The 17,470-nt window shown below is 61.4% G+C and carries 16 protein-coding genes; 8 read left to right on the forward strand and 8 right to left on the reverse strand.

The window, feature by feature from the left end:
* Positions 1-51: 51 nt before the first annotated feature.
* The 5 genes from NL154_RS13435 to NL154_RS13455 all read right to left on the reverse strand — a co-directional run bounded on the left by NL154_RS13435 (position 52) and on the right by NL154_RS13455 (position 4,797).
* Positions 52-1,227 carry an NAD(P)/FAD-dependent oxidoreductase gene (locus tag NL154_RS13435; protein WP_210630608.1) on the reverse strand — a complete coding sequence of 392 codons (1,176 nt, stop codon included), beginning with the start codon at positions 1,225-1,227 and terminating at the stop codon, positions 52-54.
* 10 nt (positions 1,228-1,237) lie between these two features.
* On the reverse strand, positions 1,238-2,425 hold the full coding sequence (locus NL154_RS13440) for an NAD(P)/FAD-dependent oxidoreductase (RefSeq protein ID WP_210630607.1): 1,188 nt from the start codon (positions 2,423-2,425) through the stop codon (positions 1,238-1,240).
* A 115-nt stretch (positions 2,426-2,540) separates the two neighbouring features.
* Complete coding sequence (locus NL154_RS13445) at positions 2,541-3,068, reverse strand: lytic transglycosylase domain-containing protein (RefSeq protein ID WP_210630606.1); 528 nt, start codon at positions 3,066-3,068, stop codon at positions 2,541-2,543.
* Positions 3,069-3,331: 263 nt separating this feature from the next.
* Positions 3,332-4,093: an N-acetylmuramoyl-L-alanine amidase gene (locus tag NL154_RS13450; protein WP_210630605.1), complete on the reverse strand. Its 762-nt coding sequence runs from the start codon at positions 4,091-4,093 to the stop codon at positions 3,332-3,334.
* The gene (locus tag NL154_RS13455; protein ID WP_210630604.1) at positions 4,090-4,797 is read right to left on the reverse strand and encodes a J domain-containing protein; all 708 of its coding nucleotides are present in this window, start codon (positions 4,795-4,797) and stop codon (positions 4,090-4,092) included. Before NL154_RS13455 ends, NL154_RS13450 begins: the two co-directional genes overlap by 4 nt.
* 388 nt (positions 4,798-5,185) lie before the next feature.
* Between NL154_RS13455 and NL154_RS13460 the strand changes: the two genes are divergently transcribed.
* From NL154_RS13460 to NL154_RS13470, 3 genes are all read left to right on the forward strand, one after another.
* Positions 5,186-6,397, forward strand: a complete 1,212-nt coding sequence (locus NL154_RS13460) for a pyrophosphate--fructose-6-phosphate 1-phosphotransferase (protein ID WP_434732809.1) — start codon at positions 5,186-5,188, stop codon at positions 6,395-6,397.
* A gap of 58 nt (positions 6,398-6,455) precedes the next feature.
* Positions 6,456-7,091 (forward strand): LysE family translocator, encoded by a 636-nt coding sequence (locus tag NL154_RS13465; RefSeq protein WP_210630602.1) that lies wholly within the window; start codon positions 6,456-6,458, stop codon positions 7,089-7,091.
* A 143-nt stretch (positions 7,092-7,234) separates the two neighbouring features.
* Entirely contained in the window at positions 7,235-8,176 is a 942-nt protein-coding gene (locus NL154_RS13470) for a lytic transglycosylase domain-containing protein (protein WP_221145576.1), read from the forward strand.
* Between the two features lie 46 nt (positions 8,177-8,222).
* Here NL154_RS13470 and NL154_RS13475 read toward each other — a convergent pair whose 3' ends face one another.
* Complete coding sequence (locus NL154_RS13475) at positions 8,223-9,647, reverse strand: serine hydrolase domain-containing protein (protein ID WP_221145578.1); 1,425 nt, start codon at positions 9,645-9,647, stop codon at positions 8,223-8,225.
* A 195-nt stretch (positions 9,648-9,842) separates the two neighbouring features.
* On the opposite strand from NL154_RS13475, the gene NL154_RS13480 reads away from it, so the two are divergent.
* From NL154_RS13480 to NL154_RS13500, 5 genes are all read left to right on the forward strand, one after another.
* Positions 9,843-11,087, forward strand: coding sequence for a DUF3419 family protein (locus NL154_RS13480; protein WP_210630599.1), 1,245 nt, complete (start codon positions 9,843-9,845; stop codon positions 11,085-11,087).
* A complete protein-coding gene (locus NL154_RS13485) occupies positions 11,084-11,758 on the forward strand; it encodes a class I SAM-dependent methyltransferase (protein ID WP_210630598.1) in 675 nt (224 codons plus the stop codon). Before NL154_RS13480 ends, NL154_RS13485 begins: the two co-directional genes overlap by 4 nt.
* A gap of 127 nt (positions 11,759-11,885) precedes the next feature.
* The gene (locus tag NL154_RS13490) at positions 11,886-12,683 is read left to right on the forward strand and encodes a glycoside hydrolase family 25 protein (protein WP_210630597.1); all 798 of its coding nucleotides are present in this window, start codon (positions 11,886-11,888) and stop codon (positions 12,681-12,683) included.
* Between the two features lie 81 nt (positions 12,684-12,764).
* On the forward strand, positions 12,765-13,985 hold the full coding sequence (locus tag NL154_RS13495) for a lytic murein transglycosylase (RefSeq protein WP_210630596.1): 1,221 nt from the start codon (positions 12,765-12,767) through the stop codon (positions 13,983-13,985).
* Positions 13,986-14,113: 128 nt separating this feature from the next.
* Complete coding sequence (locus NL154_RS13500; RefSeq protein ID WP_434732810.1) at positions 14,114-15,019, forward strand: DMT family transporter; 906 nt, start codon at positions 14,114-14,116, stop codon at positions 15,017-15,019.
* 459 nt (positions 15,020-15,478) lie between these two features.
* Here NL154_RS13500 and metF read toward each other — a convergent pair whose 3' ends face one another.
* Together metF and NL154_RS13510 are read right to left on the reverse strand one after the other, a co-directional pair.
* Positions 15,479-16,381: a methylenetetrahydrofolate reductase [NAD(P)H] gene (gene metF / locus NL154_RS13505; protein WP_210630594.1), complete on the reverse strand. Its 903-nt coding sequence runs from the start codon at positions 16,379-16,381 to the stop codon at positions 15,479-15,481.
* Between the two features lies 1 nt (position 16,382).
* Entirely contained in the window at positions 16,383-17,408 is a 1,026-nt protein-coding gene (locus NL154_RS13510) for an ArsR/SmtB family transcription factor (protein ID WP_210630593.1), read from the reverse strand.
* Between the last annotated feature and the right edge of the window lie 62 nt (positions 17,409-17,470).

The raw sequence follows: 17,470 nt of genomic DNA on the forward strand, positions 1-17,470 counted from the left end.
CTCCCATAAACGAGAGAGCCCGTAAATGCCACCGAAATATAGGGGACAGCCCTAACGGAAATTAGGTGTGAAATCCGTGGAGTAGCCCTGTTCGCTGATTCTGCCCGACAAAAGCAGCTCCGCGCCGAGTCTGCCGATTTCGTCCGAACTCTTCGCCGAGGTGCCGGCGCAGCCCGTCAGCACCGCGATCGCAGGCGAAGAGGTATAGCCGATCATCGGATAGCCGCTTTCCGTATAGGAGACGACGCAGGCGGCCGTCGAAATCGACAGCGGCGCCATATCGGGCACAAGGTCGGCGACGAAGCGCTGCAGATGCGAGCGCACGCTCTCTCGCCCTTCGGTCTTGAACCAGGCCCGCATCTCGATGTCGTTGTGTAAGATCAGATCGTCGGGATCGCCGCCAATCTTCAGGTAGAATTTGCGATCGGGATAACGGATCGGCGGCAGCAGATAGATATGGGTGCCGGGCACGTCGAGAATGAGCGACGGCATCGCCGCAAGGCGGAGCGCATCAGCCTCGCCGATCTCGAACAGCGTTACGGTCCGGCCATAAACCGTCATGGCAACAGGCCGTGGCAAGAGATTTTCGGCAATGGAAAATCCGCCCGCTGCCAGCAGCACCTTTTCACCGCGATAGCTGAGGCCCCCGGCAGTCTTGACGCTCGCCAGCCCGTCCTCCTCGCGGATCCAGACCACATGATCTCGGATGACAGTCGCGCCTGCCCTTTCTGCCAGCAGAGATTGTGCCTTGACCAGTTTGCGCGGGCTGATATGTCCGGCGCCCCTCGCCTCGAACACACCTGCACTGCCGGCGGGAAAGGCAAAGAAGGGAAATGCGGTCTTCAATCCGCCCGCGTCCAGAAGCCTGGTCTCGATGCCGAGCGAGACGGCGGCCTGCCGAGTCCTTTCGAGATAATCGCCTCTATCAGGCGCGACGACGACGCAGCCGGCCTCCCGATAGAAGTCGATGCCGCTCTCGTTCGCGATCTCGCCGTAGCGACCGATCGAGCGATTGGCGAGCAGCGCCCAGTTGCGGTCGGGATCGATGGTGCGGGTAATGCGCCCCTCGTCGTAATGGCTGGCGAAAACGCCTTCATGCGCCTTGCGATCGTCAGGCTCGTCCGGGCCGATTACCGCGACACCATCCGTCTGCCGCGCCAGATGCCGCGCGGCGGCGGCTCCCATCAGCCCGCGGCCGACGACGATATATTTGAAATCGACTGCCATGATATCCCTCTCAAGCGAAGACCGGCGTCAGCTCGCGGCCGAAATCCTCATCCCCGAGCCGCCCTTCCCTGAGAAGCACGGCGCCGAGACGCCCGAGTTCGTCGGAAGATTTGGCCGCGACGAAATTGCCGCCAGTCAGCACCGCGATCCGCGGCGACGGCGTGAAGCCGACGTAAGGATAACCGGTCGGGGTGAAATTCGCCACGCACGGAGCCGACGTGACCGGGCATCCGGCAAGCTCCGGCATCAGTCGCAGGGCGATGCGCGAGAGATGATCGCGCTCGGCCATACTGCCGTCGGAACGGAACCACGTGCCGGCCTCTTCCAGCCGGCTGAAGGAAAGCGCCTCGGTATCGCCGCCAAGCTTCAGATAGATCTTGCCGTCCAGATAACGCACCGGCGGCAGAATATAGATGTGGTCCTCCTCCCGGTCGCCGAGCACGATGGTCGATGGCATGTCGCCGAAAATCGCCATTTCGCGGTCGCCGATTTCGTAGAAGACAACGGTACGCGCCATCACTCTCAAATCGACGGGACGCGGCAGCAGGGCATGGAAATTGCTGAAAGCGCCGGCCGCGACCAATACGCGCTCGGCGCTATAGCTTCTGTCACCGGCCGTCACCTCGACATGGGAACCTGTGTCGCGCACCGACGTCGCGGTCGCCTCGATCAGCGAGACGCCGCCCTGTTCGGCAAGCCTGGCTTGTGCGCGCACCAGCGCCCGCGGATTGATGTGCCCGGCGCGCTTGCGCTCGAAATATCCGCTGAAATCAGGGCCGACGGCAAGATAGGGAAAACGCCGGTCGAGTTCCGCCGGGGCGACGATCTCGATATCGCTGCCGAGCGTCTCGCTGACGGTCAGCGCCCTCAGAAGAAAGTCCTGCTCGTCCTTCGGTGGGGGACCGGCAAAAAGACATCCGACTTCCGAAAAGAAGGAAATGCCGCTCTTCGCCTCGATGTCGCGGTAGCGCCGGAGCGCCCGCGCGGCGAAAGTTCCCCAGGCGAGATTGCCGTCGAAGGTGCGGGTAATGCGCGCTTCGTCATAATGGCTGGCAAAAACGCCGTGATGGACCTTGCGATCCTCCGGCTCCGAAGGGCCGATCAGCGCGACGCCGTCGGCCATGGAAGAGAGATGCCGTGCGGCCGCCGCTCCCATCATGCCGCGCCCGATGACGATGAACCTGAAATCGACTGCCATATCTCACCTCATATCGAGGTGACCACCTCGTTTCGAGGTGGGATATCACGGCGAGCGTCCCGATTCATATTACAAAAACAGCAGCGGAAGATTTCCCTCCGAGCCGCGCGGCGGCTCAGTCGAGCATCGCCAGGACCTTGCCGCAATAAGTCTTCGACACCGGATTCATGCGCGTTGCGCCATGGCCGGCATTATATTTGAGGATGGTGTTGCAGGTCTGCCCGCCGCCGAGCTGGTGGGCGGCCGCCAGATACTTCATGCCGTATTTGATGTTGGTCTCGGGATCGAACAGGCCTTTGCGCGTGCCGGAATATCCCATCATCCTGGCCGTTGCCGGCTTGATCTGCATCAGGCCGATTTCGCCGGCGCTGCCGCGTGCCTTCGGATTGAAATTGCTCTCGACGCGAACGACCGCCTGGGCGAGCGCCACCGGAACGTTGTATTCAGCCGCATATTTGTTGATCAGCGCAGCATAGGGAATGCTGTTGGAGAAATCGGGCATGGCATAGCCGCTCTGTCGATCGACGGTTTTCAGCGGGATGGTTTCGGCCCTGACGCCCCAGTCATCATTAGCCGAGGCAAAGTTATACCCCGCCAGCAGCATGCCAAGGCATGCCGCAGCACCAATAATAAACTCTTTCATATAGTTTCTTCACTCCGACCCAAAGAACTGCAGGGACTGCGCGCCTCGCTGTCATCCGGATACACGCGATCAAGGACTGATCGCGCTCCATGGCAATTCTTATCGTTTCATTTGGCGGCCACGGTTACACTTGAAATCAGCCGCGAGCGCCGTTCAGCGGGCGTCCTTAGACCATCGCAATGAGGAGATAATAGGGAAATGATGTGGCGGGGCGGATTTCTCGCTTGTGACGGCAAAACTGCCCGGAATTCCGGCTGCCGCCGTCAGGAAAATCGCGGTAGCGCCGACAGCAGCCGGTGCAGCGTGTCGATCGTCGAGAAATCGGCGATCCCGTCCACCCGTTCGGGCCGGAAATGGCGCTGGAAGGCTTCCACGTCGCCGGCCGTCTTTTCGGAGAATTTGCCCGTAATTTCAGTGCTGTAACCGTAAAGCGACAGCATTGACTGCAGCGCTTCCACCGGCTGGCCGGCGTCCCCGCGCTGGAAGAAACGCCCGCCGGTGATCGTCGCCGGCTCGACCCAATGGCCCACACCCGCCCGATGAAGCTCGGCCCAAGGGAATTTCTCGCCAGGATCAACCTTGCGAATCGGTGCGACATCGGAATGCCCGAGCACTCTTTCCGGCACAATCGACCAACGTTTGACACAGTCACGACACAATTCGATGACTGCTGCGATCTGCTCTTTCGGATAATCGGGAAGACCGCCGGGATGGCCGGCATTGGCGATTTCAATGCCGATCGACAGCGAATTGATATCGCTCTCGCCGTGCCAGCTGCTCTTGCCGGCATGCCAGGCGCGCCGCGCCTCCGGCACAAGCTGGATCACCTCGCCATTCTCATGCACGAAATAATGGCTGGAAACCTGACTCTCTTCCCGACACAGCCAGTCGAGCGCGCCATCGGCCGTCGGCATCCCGGTATAATGCAGGAGGATCATATCGGGACGACGCCCGCCCGCCCGCTCGCCTCGGTTGGGCGATGGCCGCACGCAAGCGCCTCGATAATCGGCCTCGAAAGAGGTCATGCGGCGCGGCGTTCCTTCTCGATCGCCGCATATGCTGCGTTCAGCGCCGCCATGCGCTCATTGGCGATCAAATGAAACTCCTTCGGCACCCCGCGCGAGATCAGTCGATCGGGATGATGTTCGCTGACCAGGCCACGGTAACGGCGGCGGATCGTCGGAAAATCGTCGGAAGGCGACACGCCGAGCACCTTGTAGGGATCGCCGCCGGACGAGACATGGCGAGCTGCGATCTGCTCGAAACGAGTCTCGCTCATCTGGAAGATCTCGGCGATATGGCCGAGGAAATTCAGCTCCTTCTCGTGAATCAGCCCATCGGCCTTGGCAATGTGGAACAGGCCGTCAAGCACGTCTTCCAGGACCGGGCAATTGGCCGCGCAGGTGACGCAGAGCGTCGAAAGCCGCTCGGCATAGGCTTCGTAGCCGGCGACATCCTGGCGTGCGAGATTATAGAGCCTGGCAACATTCTTGGCCTGATCCTCGGGAAATTCGAAGATCTCGCGGAAAGCCTCGACCTCTTTCTCGCTGACGATGCCGTCGGCCTTGGCCATCTTGGCCGAAAGCGCAATGATCGCCACGGAGAAAGCCACTTTGCGCCGGGTCTCGGGATCGCCTTCGAAAACCGTTCGAATAGCCTCGACCACCGCGGAGAGCGCATTGCCCGCGGTATTGCCAATGGCATTCAACAATTTTTCCCAGAAGGACATCGAAATCTCTCGTAAGCGTGCCAAGTATGAGCAATCAGCTTGACCAAAGAATCGTAGCCTTTGCAAGGCGACTATTGGTCGTAGCATCGAAAACAGTTTTCACGATTCAGTAATTATTGCATTGCAGCAAGCGATCGACCGGTTCGCCGGATCCGCCGTGAGAGGGGTTGCCGCACCACGCTCGCTCAATGCTTGACCGCCGATTTCCACAAACAGTTCCCGGCGGCAGCTCGGGCTTGAAACGATTATATCGCGCTTCCCGCCGCCTTTGCCGTTCAACTCGGCAGAAAGCCGCGTTTTTCGTAAATTCTTTACTTTACAGGGCCCTTTCCCTGCCGCATCCATGCGCTAGCTAACGCTGCCCACAGAAACATCGCAGGAGGGATCCATGGCCAAACAGAAAGTCGCAATGCTGACCGCTGGAGGCCTGGCGCCCTGTCTTTCCTCTGCCGTCGGCGGCCTCATTGAACGCTACAGCGACATCGCCCCCGAAATCGACATCGTCGCTTATAAGTCCGGCTATCAGGGCGTGCTGCTCGGTGACCGCATCGAGATCACCGGTCAAATGCGTGCAAAGGCGCCGCTGCTGCACCGCTATGGCGGCTCACCGATCGGCAATAGCCGCGTCAAGCTCACCAATGCCGCCGACTGCGTCAAGCGCGGCCTTGTCAAGGAAGGCGAGAATCCGCTGAGGGTCGCCGCCGAGCGTCTTGCCGATGACGGCATCACCATTCTCCACACGATCGGGGGCGACGACACCAATACGACGGCCGCCGACCTTGCTGCCTACCTCGCCGCCAACGGCTATGACCTGACCGTCGTCGGCTTGCCGAAGACGGTCGACAACGATGTCGTGCCCATCCGCCAATCGCTCGGCGCCTGGACGGCCGCCGAAGTCGGTGCGCATTTCTTCGACAATGTCAGCAACGAGCAGACGGCTGCGCCGCGCACGCTCGTCATCCACGAAGTGATGGGCCGCCATTGCGGCTGGCTGACGGCAGCCACCGCCCGTGCCTATCTTCAGCGCACCAGCCGCAACCAGTATGTCGACGGCCTGCTGATCGACGCGCATCTGAAGAGCATCGACGCCGTCTATCTGCCCGAAATGGCCTTCGACCTCGACGCCGAGGCCGCCCGCCTGAAGGACATCATGGACCGCACCGGCCATGCCACCGTCTTCGTCTCGGAAGGCGCCTGCCTCGACGCTATCGTCGCCGAGCGTGAAGCTGCGGGTGAGACCGTAAAGCGTGACGCTTTCGGCCACGTGAAGATCGACACGATCAATGTCGGCGCCTGGTTCCAGAAGCAGTTCGCCAACCTCCTGAACGCCGAGCGTTCGCTGGTGCAGAAATCGGGCTATTTCGCTCGCTCGGCCCCGGCCAATGGCGACGACCTCAGGCTGATCCAGAGCATGGTCGATCTCGCCGTCGAAAGCGCGCTCAATAAGGTGTCCGGCGTCACCGGCCATGACGAAGCGCAGAACGGTAAGTTGCGCACTATAGAATTTCCCCGCATCAAAGGTGGCAAAACTTTCGACCTGTCGACGGCGTGGTTTGCAGAAGTCATGGACAATATAGGGCAGAAATACAAAGAAGCATGATTGACGGACGGTTAATATGGTGTCTTTGCTTATTCCCGACGGAATAGGAGGAGATTCCATGTCGCTTGAAGCCTGGCTCGCTTTTGCTGCCGCATCCGCCATCATGCTGGCCATACCGGGACCAACGATACTGCTCGTCGTTTCCTATGCGCTTGGCCATGGCCGCCGGACGGCCTTTGCGACGGTGAGCGGCGTGGCGCTTGGCGACTTCACCGCAATGACCGCATCCCTCTTCGGTCTCGGCGCAGTGCTCGCCACCTCCGCCGCCCTCTTCACCCTTTTGAAGTGGATCGGCGGCGCCTACCTGATCTGGCTGGGAATCAAGCTCTGGCGGGCTCCCGTGATTGGCGAGCCGGTCGCCGACAACGACAATCTGCCGGAGGAAAAGTCGCTTAAGATCTTCCTCCACGCCTATGTCGTCACCGCCCTCAATCCGAAGAGTATCGTCTTCTTCGTCGCCTTCGTGCCGCAGTTCCTCAACCCGACCCTGCCCTTCTTCGGGCAGATGGCGATCATGGAAGCGACCTTCCTGGTGCTGGCGATCCTCAACGCCGCTGCCTACGCTTTTCTCGCCCATTCCGCTCGCGGACTGATTCGCAAGGCGAGTGTCCAGCGCGCCGTGAACCGGACCGGCGGCACCCTGCTGATCGCTGCAGGCGCCGTAACGGCTGGGTATCGCCGTATTGCGGCTTGAAATCCGGGTATCGCGCTATTGCAGCTGAGAAATATTCCGTGGTTGCCGGAATGCAACGAATAGGTTAATGGGGTCATCGGGTTTAAATTTTTTAGTAACTTTTATACGCTGCCGGGGCGGCGCGATTTCACGAAAGTGACGGAATGGTAGCGATCGGATTGTCCGGCCTGAAACGCAGTCTTGTCGTTTCCACGGTGCTCTGCTGCGGCGTGATCACCGGCTGCACGAGCGTTGAATATACCTCTCAGGCCGAACTGACAGCCGCTCAGACAGTGGTGCCGACGCCGAAGCCTGGCGAAGACGCAACACTCGCCGCGATCCCGACGGCAGAAGGCGCGACCGGCCAGGCAATTGCAGGCGCCATGCTTCCCCAGCCACGCCCGTCGCTCACCGCAACGGCAATGCCGGCGGTGGCCGCATCCCAGCCGGTCGATCTTACCATGCAGGCAGGCATACAGCCGGCAGCCTATGCGCAGATCCCGTTGACGCCTGAGATGACGGCGATCCAATCCGTCGTGCCGACCCCGCGCCCGGGAACGCCGTCACAGCCGGCGACGCAGCTTGCCTTTGCCGCCACCCCCCAGAACAGCGCGCTTGCAGCACTGGCCGCCGTCGACACGACGCCGCGCTCCATGGATTACGGCTTCGACGAATCCGGACCGATCGATCCGCCGACAGCTCCCCCGATGTTCAGCGACGACGACAGGGACGATGCGCCGACCGTCGAGAAGAGCTTCGTCACCAAGCTCATCCAGAAATATTCGAAGATCTACGAGATTCCCGAGACGCTACTCCACCGCATCGTCCATCGCGAGAGCCGTTACAATCCGAAGGCTTATAACAAGCGCGGCTATTTCGGCCTCATGCAGATTAAATACAACACCGCCAAATCCATGGGCTATGACGGTGCGCCGGGCGGCCTCTTCGACGCCGAGACCAACATCAAATATGCCGCGAAATATCTGCGTGGCGCCTGGCTCGTCTCTGACAACAAGGAAGACGACGCCGTCCGCCTCTATGCGCGCGGCTATTACTACGATGCCAAGCGCAAGGGCATGAATGATGTCGCCCAGGGTAATTACTGAAACCGGGCAGCTATCGAGACAAACCAATCGAAACAGCGGTCGTAGCCTACGGCTGCGGTTGCGGCTGATGCCCCTGTGATTCGGCCTGCTGTTGCGGCGCTCGCGCTTGCGGCAACGCCGCCAGGACTGCCTTCAGAAGCGTCTGCGGTTGATAGCCGAGCCAGCCCGGTGTCAGGCCGAGCCGAACGACGATCAGATTGGCGGAAGGCACGATCGCCATGCTCTGCCCGTCATGCCCCGTGAGCCAGAACGTATCCTCGGGCAGCCCGAACGCGGCGCTTGAGCCACCGGGCGCGAGCCAGGCCTGACCTTGAGTATACCGGCCGTTCGACGCCGCCGTCGGCGTGCGCATGGCGCCGACGAAACCCTCCGGCAACAGCCGCTGGCCGTTCCACACGCCATCCTGCAGCAGGAACTGCCCAAAGCGGGCCCAATCATGCGCCGTCGCGTAGAGATAGGAGCTTCCGACAAAGGTGCCACGCGCGTCGAGTTCGAAGACGGCACTCGTCATGCCGAGTGGGGAGAAGAGCGCGTCGTGCGGGTAGGAGAAGGCTGCCGGCGCCCTGCCGACTCTGTCCATCCAGATGCGCGACAAGAGCACCGCCGTGCCGCTCGAATAGAGGAAGCGCTGACCCGGCGCCGCCTCCATCGGCGCATTGGCCGGCAACGACACCATGTCGGGGTCGAGATAGAGCATGCGCGTCACATCCGCGACATCGCCATAATTCTCGTTGAAGGCAAGACCGCTCTCCATGCCGAGCAGGTCGGAAACTTTGATTTTGGCGCGCGCATCATCCTTCCACTGCGCCAGCAGATGATTGTCGTCGAAGGAAATCTTACCATCGAGCATCAGCCGGCCGAGGATGGCCGCATTCACCGTCTTCGTCATCGACCAGCCGATCAGCGGCGTCTTCGCTGAGAATCCGGGACCATAGGCTTCGGCGACGATTCGGCCATCGCGCACGACCACAATCCCTCGCATGGCCGGGCCGGCAATCCCTGTGTCGTTAAGCACCGCAGCGATCTTTTCGTCCCGACCGCCGACACCCTCGCCTTCCGGCCACAGCGCCGCGTTCGCCTCCATTCTTGCCGGCGCGTCGAAAGCTACGGCATTCGCCGCCGCCTCGAAATCGCCGTCGGGCACGCTCGTGCAGCCGAAAGCGCCGCGGTAAAGCGCGTAGCTCGAAGCAAACAGCCCCAGGAAGCGCGCGGTCACACGGTTGTTGTCGCGGTCGACGCTGACGCGCACGAGCCGCAGCAACGGATTTCCCGGCGCCTGCACGTCATCCGCCAGCACGTCTTCGGCGTTCCGGCCGGCAACGAAGACATTGGAGCAGACGATCTTGGCGGCATAGCCGTCGCCGACGCGCAGAAGCTCCGGCGGCCGGACGAGCAGCCAGACGGCGCCGGCAACGACGATGAGAACGACAAGGAGCGCAAGCGCCTTCAGGACACGCAGGACAAATCGCATGGCATTCCTCCGAATGCCCGGAGAGAAGCAGGAATTCCGCCTGCCTGGAAGGGCGCGGCGCGAAGAATATCCCGTCACCCCGATCACTTTCCGAGGAGGGGCGATGTTTTCGAACGGCACGGGCCCACAGCCCGCGTCATCAAACTGTAGCAGTGGCGCGCTACACGCCCTGAACGCTAAAAAGGTGACAGACTCATGTCAGAATTTGCACCGGATGCCGGCTTCCGCAAGAACCGGAAACTCAAGGACGCCCTTCTCCGCCACAAGGCTTTTTCAAAGGAGGGCTTCTCCGAGCGTCTCTTCAGTCTTCTCTTCTCCGGTCTCGTCTATCCGCAGATCTGGGAGGATCCGGATCTCGACATGCAGGCGATGGAGCTGAAGCCCGATCATCGCATCGTCACCATCGGCTCCGGCGGCTGCAACATGCTCGCCTATCTCTCCAAAGCGCCGGCCTCGATCGACGTCGTCGACCTCAACCCGCACCACATCGCGCTGAACCGCCTGAAGCTTGCTGCGTTCAAGCACCTTCCCGGTCACGCCGATCTCGTCCGATTCCTGGCGATGCCGAACGAGAAGTCGAACAGCCGCGCTTATGACCAGCATCTCGCTGCCAAACTCGATGAAGCGACCCGCAGCTATTGGAACGGCCGCAAGTTCGGCCGCCGCCGCGTCACCGTCTTCGACCGCAACATCTACGAAACAGGCCTGCTCGGCCGCTTCATCGGCGCAGCCCATCTTCTGGCCCGCCTGCATGGCGTCAAGCTGCGCGAAATGACCAAGACCCGCTCGATCCGCGAACAGCGCCAATTCTTCGAAGAACAGATCGCCCCCCTGTTCGAAAAGCCGGTCGTGCGCTGGATCACCGGCCGCAAGAGCTCACTCTTCGGCCTCGGCATTCCGCCGCAGCAATATGACGAGCTCGCAAGCCTTGCCGCCGATCATTCGATCGCACCGGTGCTGAAGCATCGCCTGGAAAAGCTCGCCTGTCATTTCCCGATGCGCGACAACTATTTCGCCTGGCAGGCCTTCGGCCGCCGCTACGGCACCGAAGAAGAGGGCCCGCTGCCGACCTATCTAAAGGCGGAGCACTACGAGGTGATCCGCGCCAATGTCGACCGCGTCAACGTCCACCACGCAAGCTTCACCGAACTTCTGGCCTGCGAGCCGGCAGCCTCTCGCGACCGTTATATCCTGCTCGACGCGCAGGACTGGATGACTGACGACCAACTGAACGACGTCTGGCGGGAAATCACCCGCACGGCGCGCGAAGGCGCGCGCGTGATCTTCCGCACCGCCGCCGAAAAGAGCATCATCGAAGGCCGTCTGTCTCCTTCGATCCGCGACCAATGGGATTATTTCGAGGAGAAATCGCGAGAACTGACCGCGCTCGATCGCTCCGCGATCTACGGCGGTTTCCACATTTACGGGAAGAAGGCGTGAGTAAGATCGGCGCCGAGACGGCAGGAAAGAGCGATCAACATGCCAGCCTGATGGATGGCATGTACCGCTACCAGCGCCATATCTACGACCTGACCCGCAAATATTACCTCCTCGGCCGCGACAGCACGATCCGCCATCTCGACGTGCCAGACGGCGGCACCCTGCTCGAAGTCGGCTGCGGCACCGGCCGCAACATGGCCTTGGCGCACAAGCATTTTCCAGGCGCAAAGCTGTTCGGCCTCGACATTTCCCAGGAAATGCTGATTTCGGCCCGCAAGACCTTCGCCACCAAGGCGACCATCCCGGAATTCCGCGTCGCCGACGCGACGGCGTTTACACCGCGCGAATTCGGCGTCAGCGGCTTCGACCGCATCCTCATTTCCTATGCCCTGTCGATGATCCCGGACTGGGAACGCGCCGTCGACGCGTCGATCGCCGCACTTAATCCCGGCGGCCAGTTGCATATCGTCGATTTCGGCCAGCAGGAAGGCCTGCCGCGTTGGTTCCGCCGCATGCTGCAGGCTTGGCTTGCGAGATTCCATGTCACTCCGCGCGCCGATCTGCGGGAGGTCCTGGAAGCGCAGGCCCAGGAACACAATGCGCGTTTATCCTTCGAAACAGTCGGCGGCGGTTACGCCTGGCGGGCGGCCATCATCAGCAGGCGCTCATAATTCGCTTGAAACTAACCGATTTTTTACGTTGATATGATGAAAAGAGGGTTATTCCTCTGCTGGGCTCGTCATTTTCGAAGGTCAGGCTGTGGAGCAAAGAGATCATTCGGTTCACGACGGGATACCCATGCGCCGGCTTTTGTTTTGCGTTCTGCCCCTGGCCATCCTGCTGGCGGGGTGTTCCTCCTCCGGTCACGACTATCTCGAAACCGCATCGATCAAGCCGAAGACGCGCTTCCGGGATACCGATCCGCAGGATTTCGGCCCCAAGCATCCGCAGCAGAATGCGATCCACGGCATCGACATCTCCAAATGGCAGGGCGATATCGACTGGAGCACGGTGAGGAATTCCGGCGTCGCCTTTGCCTTCATCAAGGCGACGGAAGGCAAGGACAGGGTCGACCCCCGCTTCGATGAATATTGGCGCGAGGCGCGCGCCGCCGGCATCCCGCACGCCCCCTACCATTTCTATTATTTCTGCTCCTCGGCCGATGAGCAGGCCGACTGGTTCATCCGCAACGTGCCGAAGGAGGCCATGCGCCTGCCGCCGGTGCTCGACGTCGAATGGAACGCCGAATCGAAGACCTGTCGTTACCGCCCCGACGCGGAAACCGTGCGCTCCGAAATGCAGCGTTTCATGGACCGGCTGGAGGCCTATTATGGCAAGCGCCCGATTATCTACACCTCGGTCGATTTCCACCGCGATAATCTCGCCGGCTACTTCCAGGATTATCATTTCTGGGTCCGCTCGGTGGCAAAACATCCCGAGGTGACCTATTCCGACCGCCGCTGGGCCTTCTGGCAATATACCTCGACCGGCGTGATTCCCGGCATCAAGGGGCCGACCGACATCAACGTCTTTGCCGGCAGCGCAAAGAACTGGAACAATTGGGTCGCGGCCGTTTCCAAGGATAGAAATTCTTAGTAACGTCTTTCAATCTTTCTTGCTTCCGTCACATTCCTCTGTGAAAGCGACGGGCATCCATTTGCTATAAGGACCGCATTCATGCACCGCTCGCTCACAAGCCGCTCTGCACTCGCCCTCCTGTTTGCCCTCGCTTTTGCAGGCGGCGCGGCCGCCCAGCAGGCGCCCGCGGCCTCGGCTCCGGCAGCCCCCTGCGGCGGCGATCTGTCTGCCTTTCTCCAGGGCGTCAAGGCTGATGCGGTCGCCGCAGGCGCCAGCGCCGCAGCCGCCGACGAGGCGCTGGCCGGCGCCGAAATCGATCCCAAGGTCCTGAGCCGGGATCGCGCCCAGGGCGTCTTCAAGCAGACCTTCCTAGAATTCTCGCAGCGCACCGTCAGCCAAGCCCGTCTCGACATCGGCCGCCAGAAGATGAAGCAATATGCCGACGTCTTTGCCCGGGCCGAGCAGGAATTCGGCATTCCCCAAGGCGTCATCACCGCATTCTGGGCGATGGAAACCGATTTCGGCGCCGTCCAGGGCGATTTCAACACCCGCAATGCTCTGGTGACGCTGTCGCACGACTGCCGCCGCCCAGAACTCTTCCGCCCGCAGCTGATCGCCTTGATCGAGATGGTCGAGCACGGCGACCTTGACCCCGCCACCAACACCGGCGCCTGGGCCGGCGAGATCGGCCAGGTCCAGATGTTGCCGCGCGACATCATCGCCTATGGCATGGACGGCGACGGCGACGGCCATGTCCGCCTGAAGCAGAGCGGCCCGGACGCCATCCTGACGGCAGCGAAATTCATCCAGCATCTCGGCTTCGAGCGCGGTCAGCCCTGGCTGCAGGAAGTCACCCTGCCCGACAACCTGCCTTGGGAGAAATCCGGCCTTGGCGGCGCAATGAAGGCCAGCGAGTGGTTCGCGCTCGGCGTCAAGCCGCGCGACGGCAATACGGCCTTCGGTGAGCTCGAGGGCGATCTGGTCCTGCCGCAGGGCCGCATGGGACCGGCCTTCATCGCCTACCCGAATTTCAAGATATATCTCGAATGGAACAAGTCTTTCATCTACACGACCTCGGCCGCCTATTTCGCGACCCGCCTTTCCGGCGCCCCGACCTATCTCAAGGGCGCGCCGGAACAAGGGCTTGCCAACGACCAGATGAAGACGCTGCAGACCAAGCTGCAGTCGCTCGGCCACGATGTCGGAGAGATCGACGGCATTCTCGGTTCCGGCACGCGTATCGCGATCCAGAAGGAACAGCAGCGCTTGGGGATACCGGCCGACGGCTGGGCGACGCCTGCCCTTCTCAACGCTCTCTGATCGCCGCTGACGTTTACCGCCACCCGTTTTGCAAGAAACGGGTGGCGGCATTTGCCGCTTGGGCTAAAGCTTCCTGATGAAGAACCGGTGCCGGTTGCGGACGGTTCGCTTGCGGTGGAGGAAGCGGCATGGACAGCAAGATGAATGCCTGGACTTGGGGGCTGCTGGTCCTGCTCGGCCTGATCTGGGGCGGCTCCTTTTTCTTTGCCCGCATCGCCGTCCAGCACGTGCCACCGCTGACCCTCGTCTTCCTCAGGCTGTTGCTCGCCGCGCTCGCGCTGCATGTCTATATTGCCGGGCGTCTTGACATCTATTCGATCTTCAAGGCCCGCTGGCGCGAGTTCCTGATCCTCGGCGTCATCAACAATGTCCTGCCGCATGCCCTGATCTTCTTCGGCCAGACCCGCATCGGCGCCGGCCTTGCGGCGATCCTGAACGCGACGACGCCGATCTGGACGGTGCTCATCGCCAATTACCTCACCTCGGACGAGAAGTTGAGCTCGGCCAAGATCGCAGGCTGCCTCGTGGGTCTCCTCGGGACGATCGTGCTGGTCGGCCCCGGCATCTCCGCCGGCAGCGAAGCCCCGCTCTGGGCGCTGCTGTTTCCGGTGCTCGCCGCCGTCTCCTACGGTTTTGCCGCCACCTACGGCAAGCGTTTCAAGGGCGTCCCTGCCGCGGTCACCGCCGCCGGCCAGTTGACCGCATCCTCACTGATCGCTCTGCCATTGTCGCTGCTGGCCGATCGACCCTGGGCACTGACCATACCGCCGCTCGAAGTGCTGCTTGCCATCCTGGCGCTGGCGCTGCTTTCGACCGCCTTCGCCTATATTCTCTATTTCAGGGTCATCGCGACCGCCGGCGCCACCAACGCCTCGCTCGTCACGCTGCTGGTGCCGCCGAGCGCCATCCTTCTCGGCGTGCTCTTCCTCCGCGAAAGGCTCAGCCTGAGCGAATTCGCCGGCATGGCGTTGATCGGTTTCGGCCTCGTCATCCTCGACGGGCGCGCCTATCGCCTGCTGGCCAAGCCCGCCTGACCTCAGGTTGCATTTTTCGTATGTTTTCAACCAGTTGCGGCTTCGCCAAGTTTCGGGCGCATAGGTAAATTCGCAGTCGCCTGATTTAACGCCGTGTTAAAATGTGTGAAGAAAAATTTTCTCGAAATTATCGTTTCATCTCAAGGCCTTAGGAAAATGATGTTCGACTTGTCCACTGGCCGTTTCGGCAGCGCAGCATAAAATCCGCTTCCCAACCGACATATTTCAGACATAATATCCGACGGCTAGCGCGAGGAGACAGACATGGGACTCACGCAATCCTTGAATGTTCTGTTGGTCAGTGCAGCGTTTGCTTTCGTCTTATCCATGCTCTTCATTTGAGCCGGAATGACGGATGCGGAACGCTGATAGTGCCTAAACTCCCCTGATCAATCCGCCAACGAAAAAGCGCATGTCCCGCCCGACATGCGCTTTTTCACTTTTGAACGTCTGCAAGGATCAGGCGGCGGCTCCCGCGCTCTTTGTCGTTCGGCGGGCAAAGCCGAGATTGTCAAGCACCGCGGAAACCAGCGGCGCGCGATTCATCGTATAGAGATGGAAATCACCGATGCCGCGCCGGACGAGATCCTCGATCTGCTCGGCGGCAACTTCGGCCGCGACCTTCGCCCGGTCCTCGGGCTTATCGTCGAGGCCCGCGAAACGCTCGTCGAGGAAGCCAGGGATGACCGCGCCACAGGCGCCGGCGAAACGCTTCAACTGCGTCAGGTTCTGGATCGGCATGATACCTGGCACGATCGGGATCGAGATGCCGGCGGCGCGCACCCGCTCCAGGTAGCGCTCGAAATTGTCATTGTCGAAGAAGAACTGCGTCAGCGCCCGGTCGGCGCCGTTATCGGCCTTGCGCTTCAGCATGTCGATATCGGCGGCCGTATCACGGCTTTCCGGGTGCTTTTCCGGATAGGCGGAGACCGAAATCTCGAAATCACCGACCGACTTGAGGCCTGCCACCAGTTCTGCCGCATTGGCGTAACCGCCGGGATGCGGCTGATAGGGCGCGCCGACGCCGCCGGGCGCATCACCGCGCAAAGCCACGAAATGCTTTACGCCGACCTTGCGAAACGTATCGATCATATGATGCGTTTCCTCCTTCGTCGCACCAACGCAGGTCAGGTGCGAGGCGGTGGCAAGCGGCGTCTGCGACAGGAAACGCGTAACAGCAGACAGCGTCGGCGCCTTGGTGGTGCCGCCGGCGCCGTAGGTCACCGACACGAAATCCGGATCCCAATCCTGCAGCTTGCTGACAGTATCCCAGAGCTGCCCTTCCATTTCCTCCGATTTCGGCGGAAAAAATTCGAAGGAGATCCCGAAGTTGCGCCCGCGTCCTTCGCTTTTCAAAGCCATGTCATACTCTCCCGGCAAATGTGGGTTCGGCGCCTTCGCTCGTTTGCGAAGCCATGAGGCGCCTCGGATCGCGCGCGAGCCAGACGGTGACCGTCAACCCCTGCCCGCCCTGCTGACCCGGATGAAGATCGACGACCTGCTCGACGTCGAGCCCGGCCTTGCGCAACCAGTCGGACATCGCCTGGTGCGAAAAGCCGAGACGGACATGGGCATGTTCGTCTCTGAGATATTCGAGCGTGTGCGGCGCGAGGTCGATGACCACGAGCCGCCCGCCCGGCCGCAGCATGCGCGCCGCTTCCGCGATCGCAATCTCCGGCTGATCGAAGAAATGCAGCACCTGATGGATCGTCACAAGGTCGAAATCCTGCCCCTCGAACGGAAGGTTCAAGATATCGGCGTGGCGCACCGTCGCCTTGGTGATGCGGGACTTGTCGAGATTGGCGCGCGCCACGCTCAGCATGTCGCGACTGGCGTCGACACCGACAGCACGGCGGTAAAGTCCGGACAGGAGTTCGAGGATGCGGCCGGTGCCGGTGCCGAGATCCAGCAGCGAATCGATCGGCTGGTTGCCGAGGAGCCGAATGACGGCGGCGTCGACCTCCTCATCCGCCGCGTGCAGGCGGCGAAGCTCGTCCCATTCCGCGGCATTGCGGCTGAAATAGGCTTGCGCCCGCTCGGCCCGCTGGCGCTTGACAGCCGAAAGACGCTCGCCGTCACGAAGGATGGTCGGGTCGTTCTCGGAGACATGTTTCAGCAGCGCCCGCACCAGCATGGCCGCCTTGCCGTCCTGCTTGAGGCGAAAATAGGCCCAGGCGCCTTCCTGATAGCGTTCGATCAGTTCGGCCTCGCCGAGCAGCTTCAGGTGGCGGGAGATGCGCGGCTGCGACTGGCCGAGGATTTCAGTAAGATCGGTCACCGTCAGGTCGCCGCCGTCGAGAAGCGCCAGAAGACGCAGACGCGTGGGTTCTCCGGCCGCCTTCAAGACGTCCACCAGCCCATCCAGTCCCAGCTTCAAAGGTTCGCTCATCATTGGCCCAATCAAGATATAAAGATATCTTTATGTGATTTGAAAAGCGGTGGCAAGCGGCA

The organism is Rhizobium sp. YTUHZ044 (genome assembly GCF_051123975.1).
In the GTDB taxonomy this organism is placed as follows: domain Bacteria; phylum Pseudomonadota; class Alphaproteobacteria; order Rhizobiales; family Rhizobiaceae; genus Rhizobium.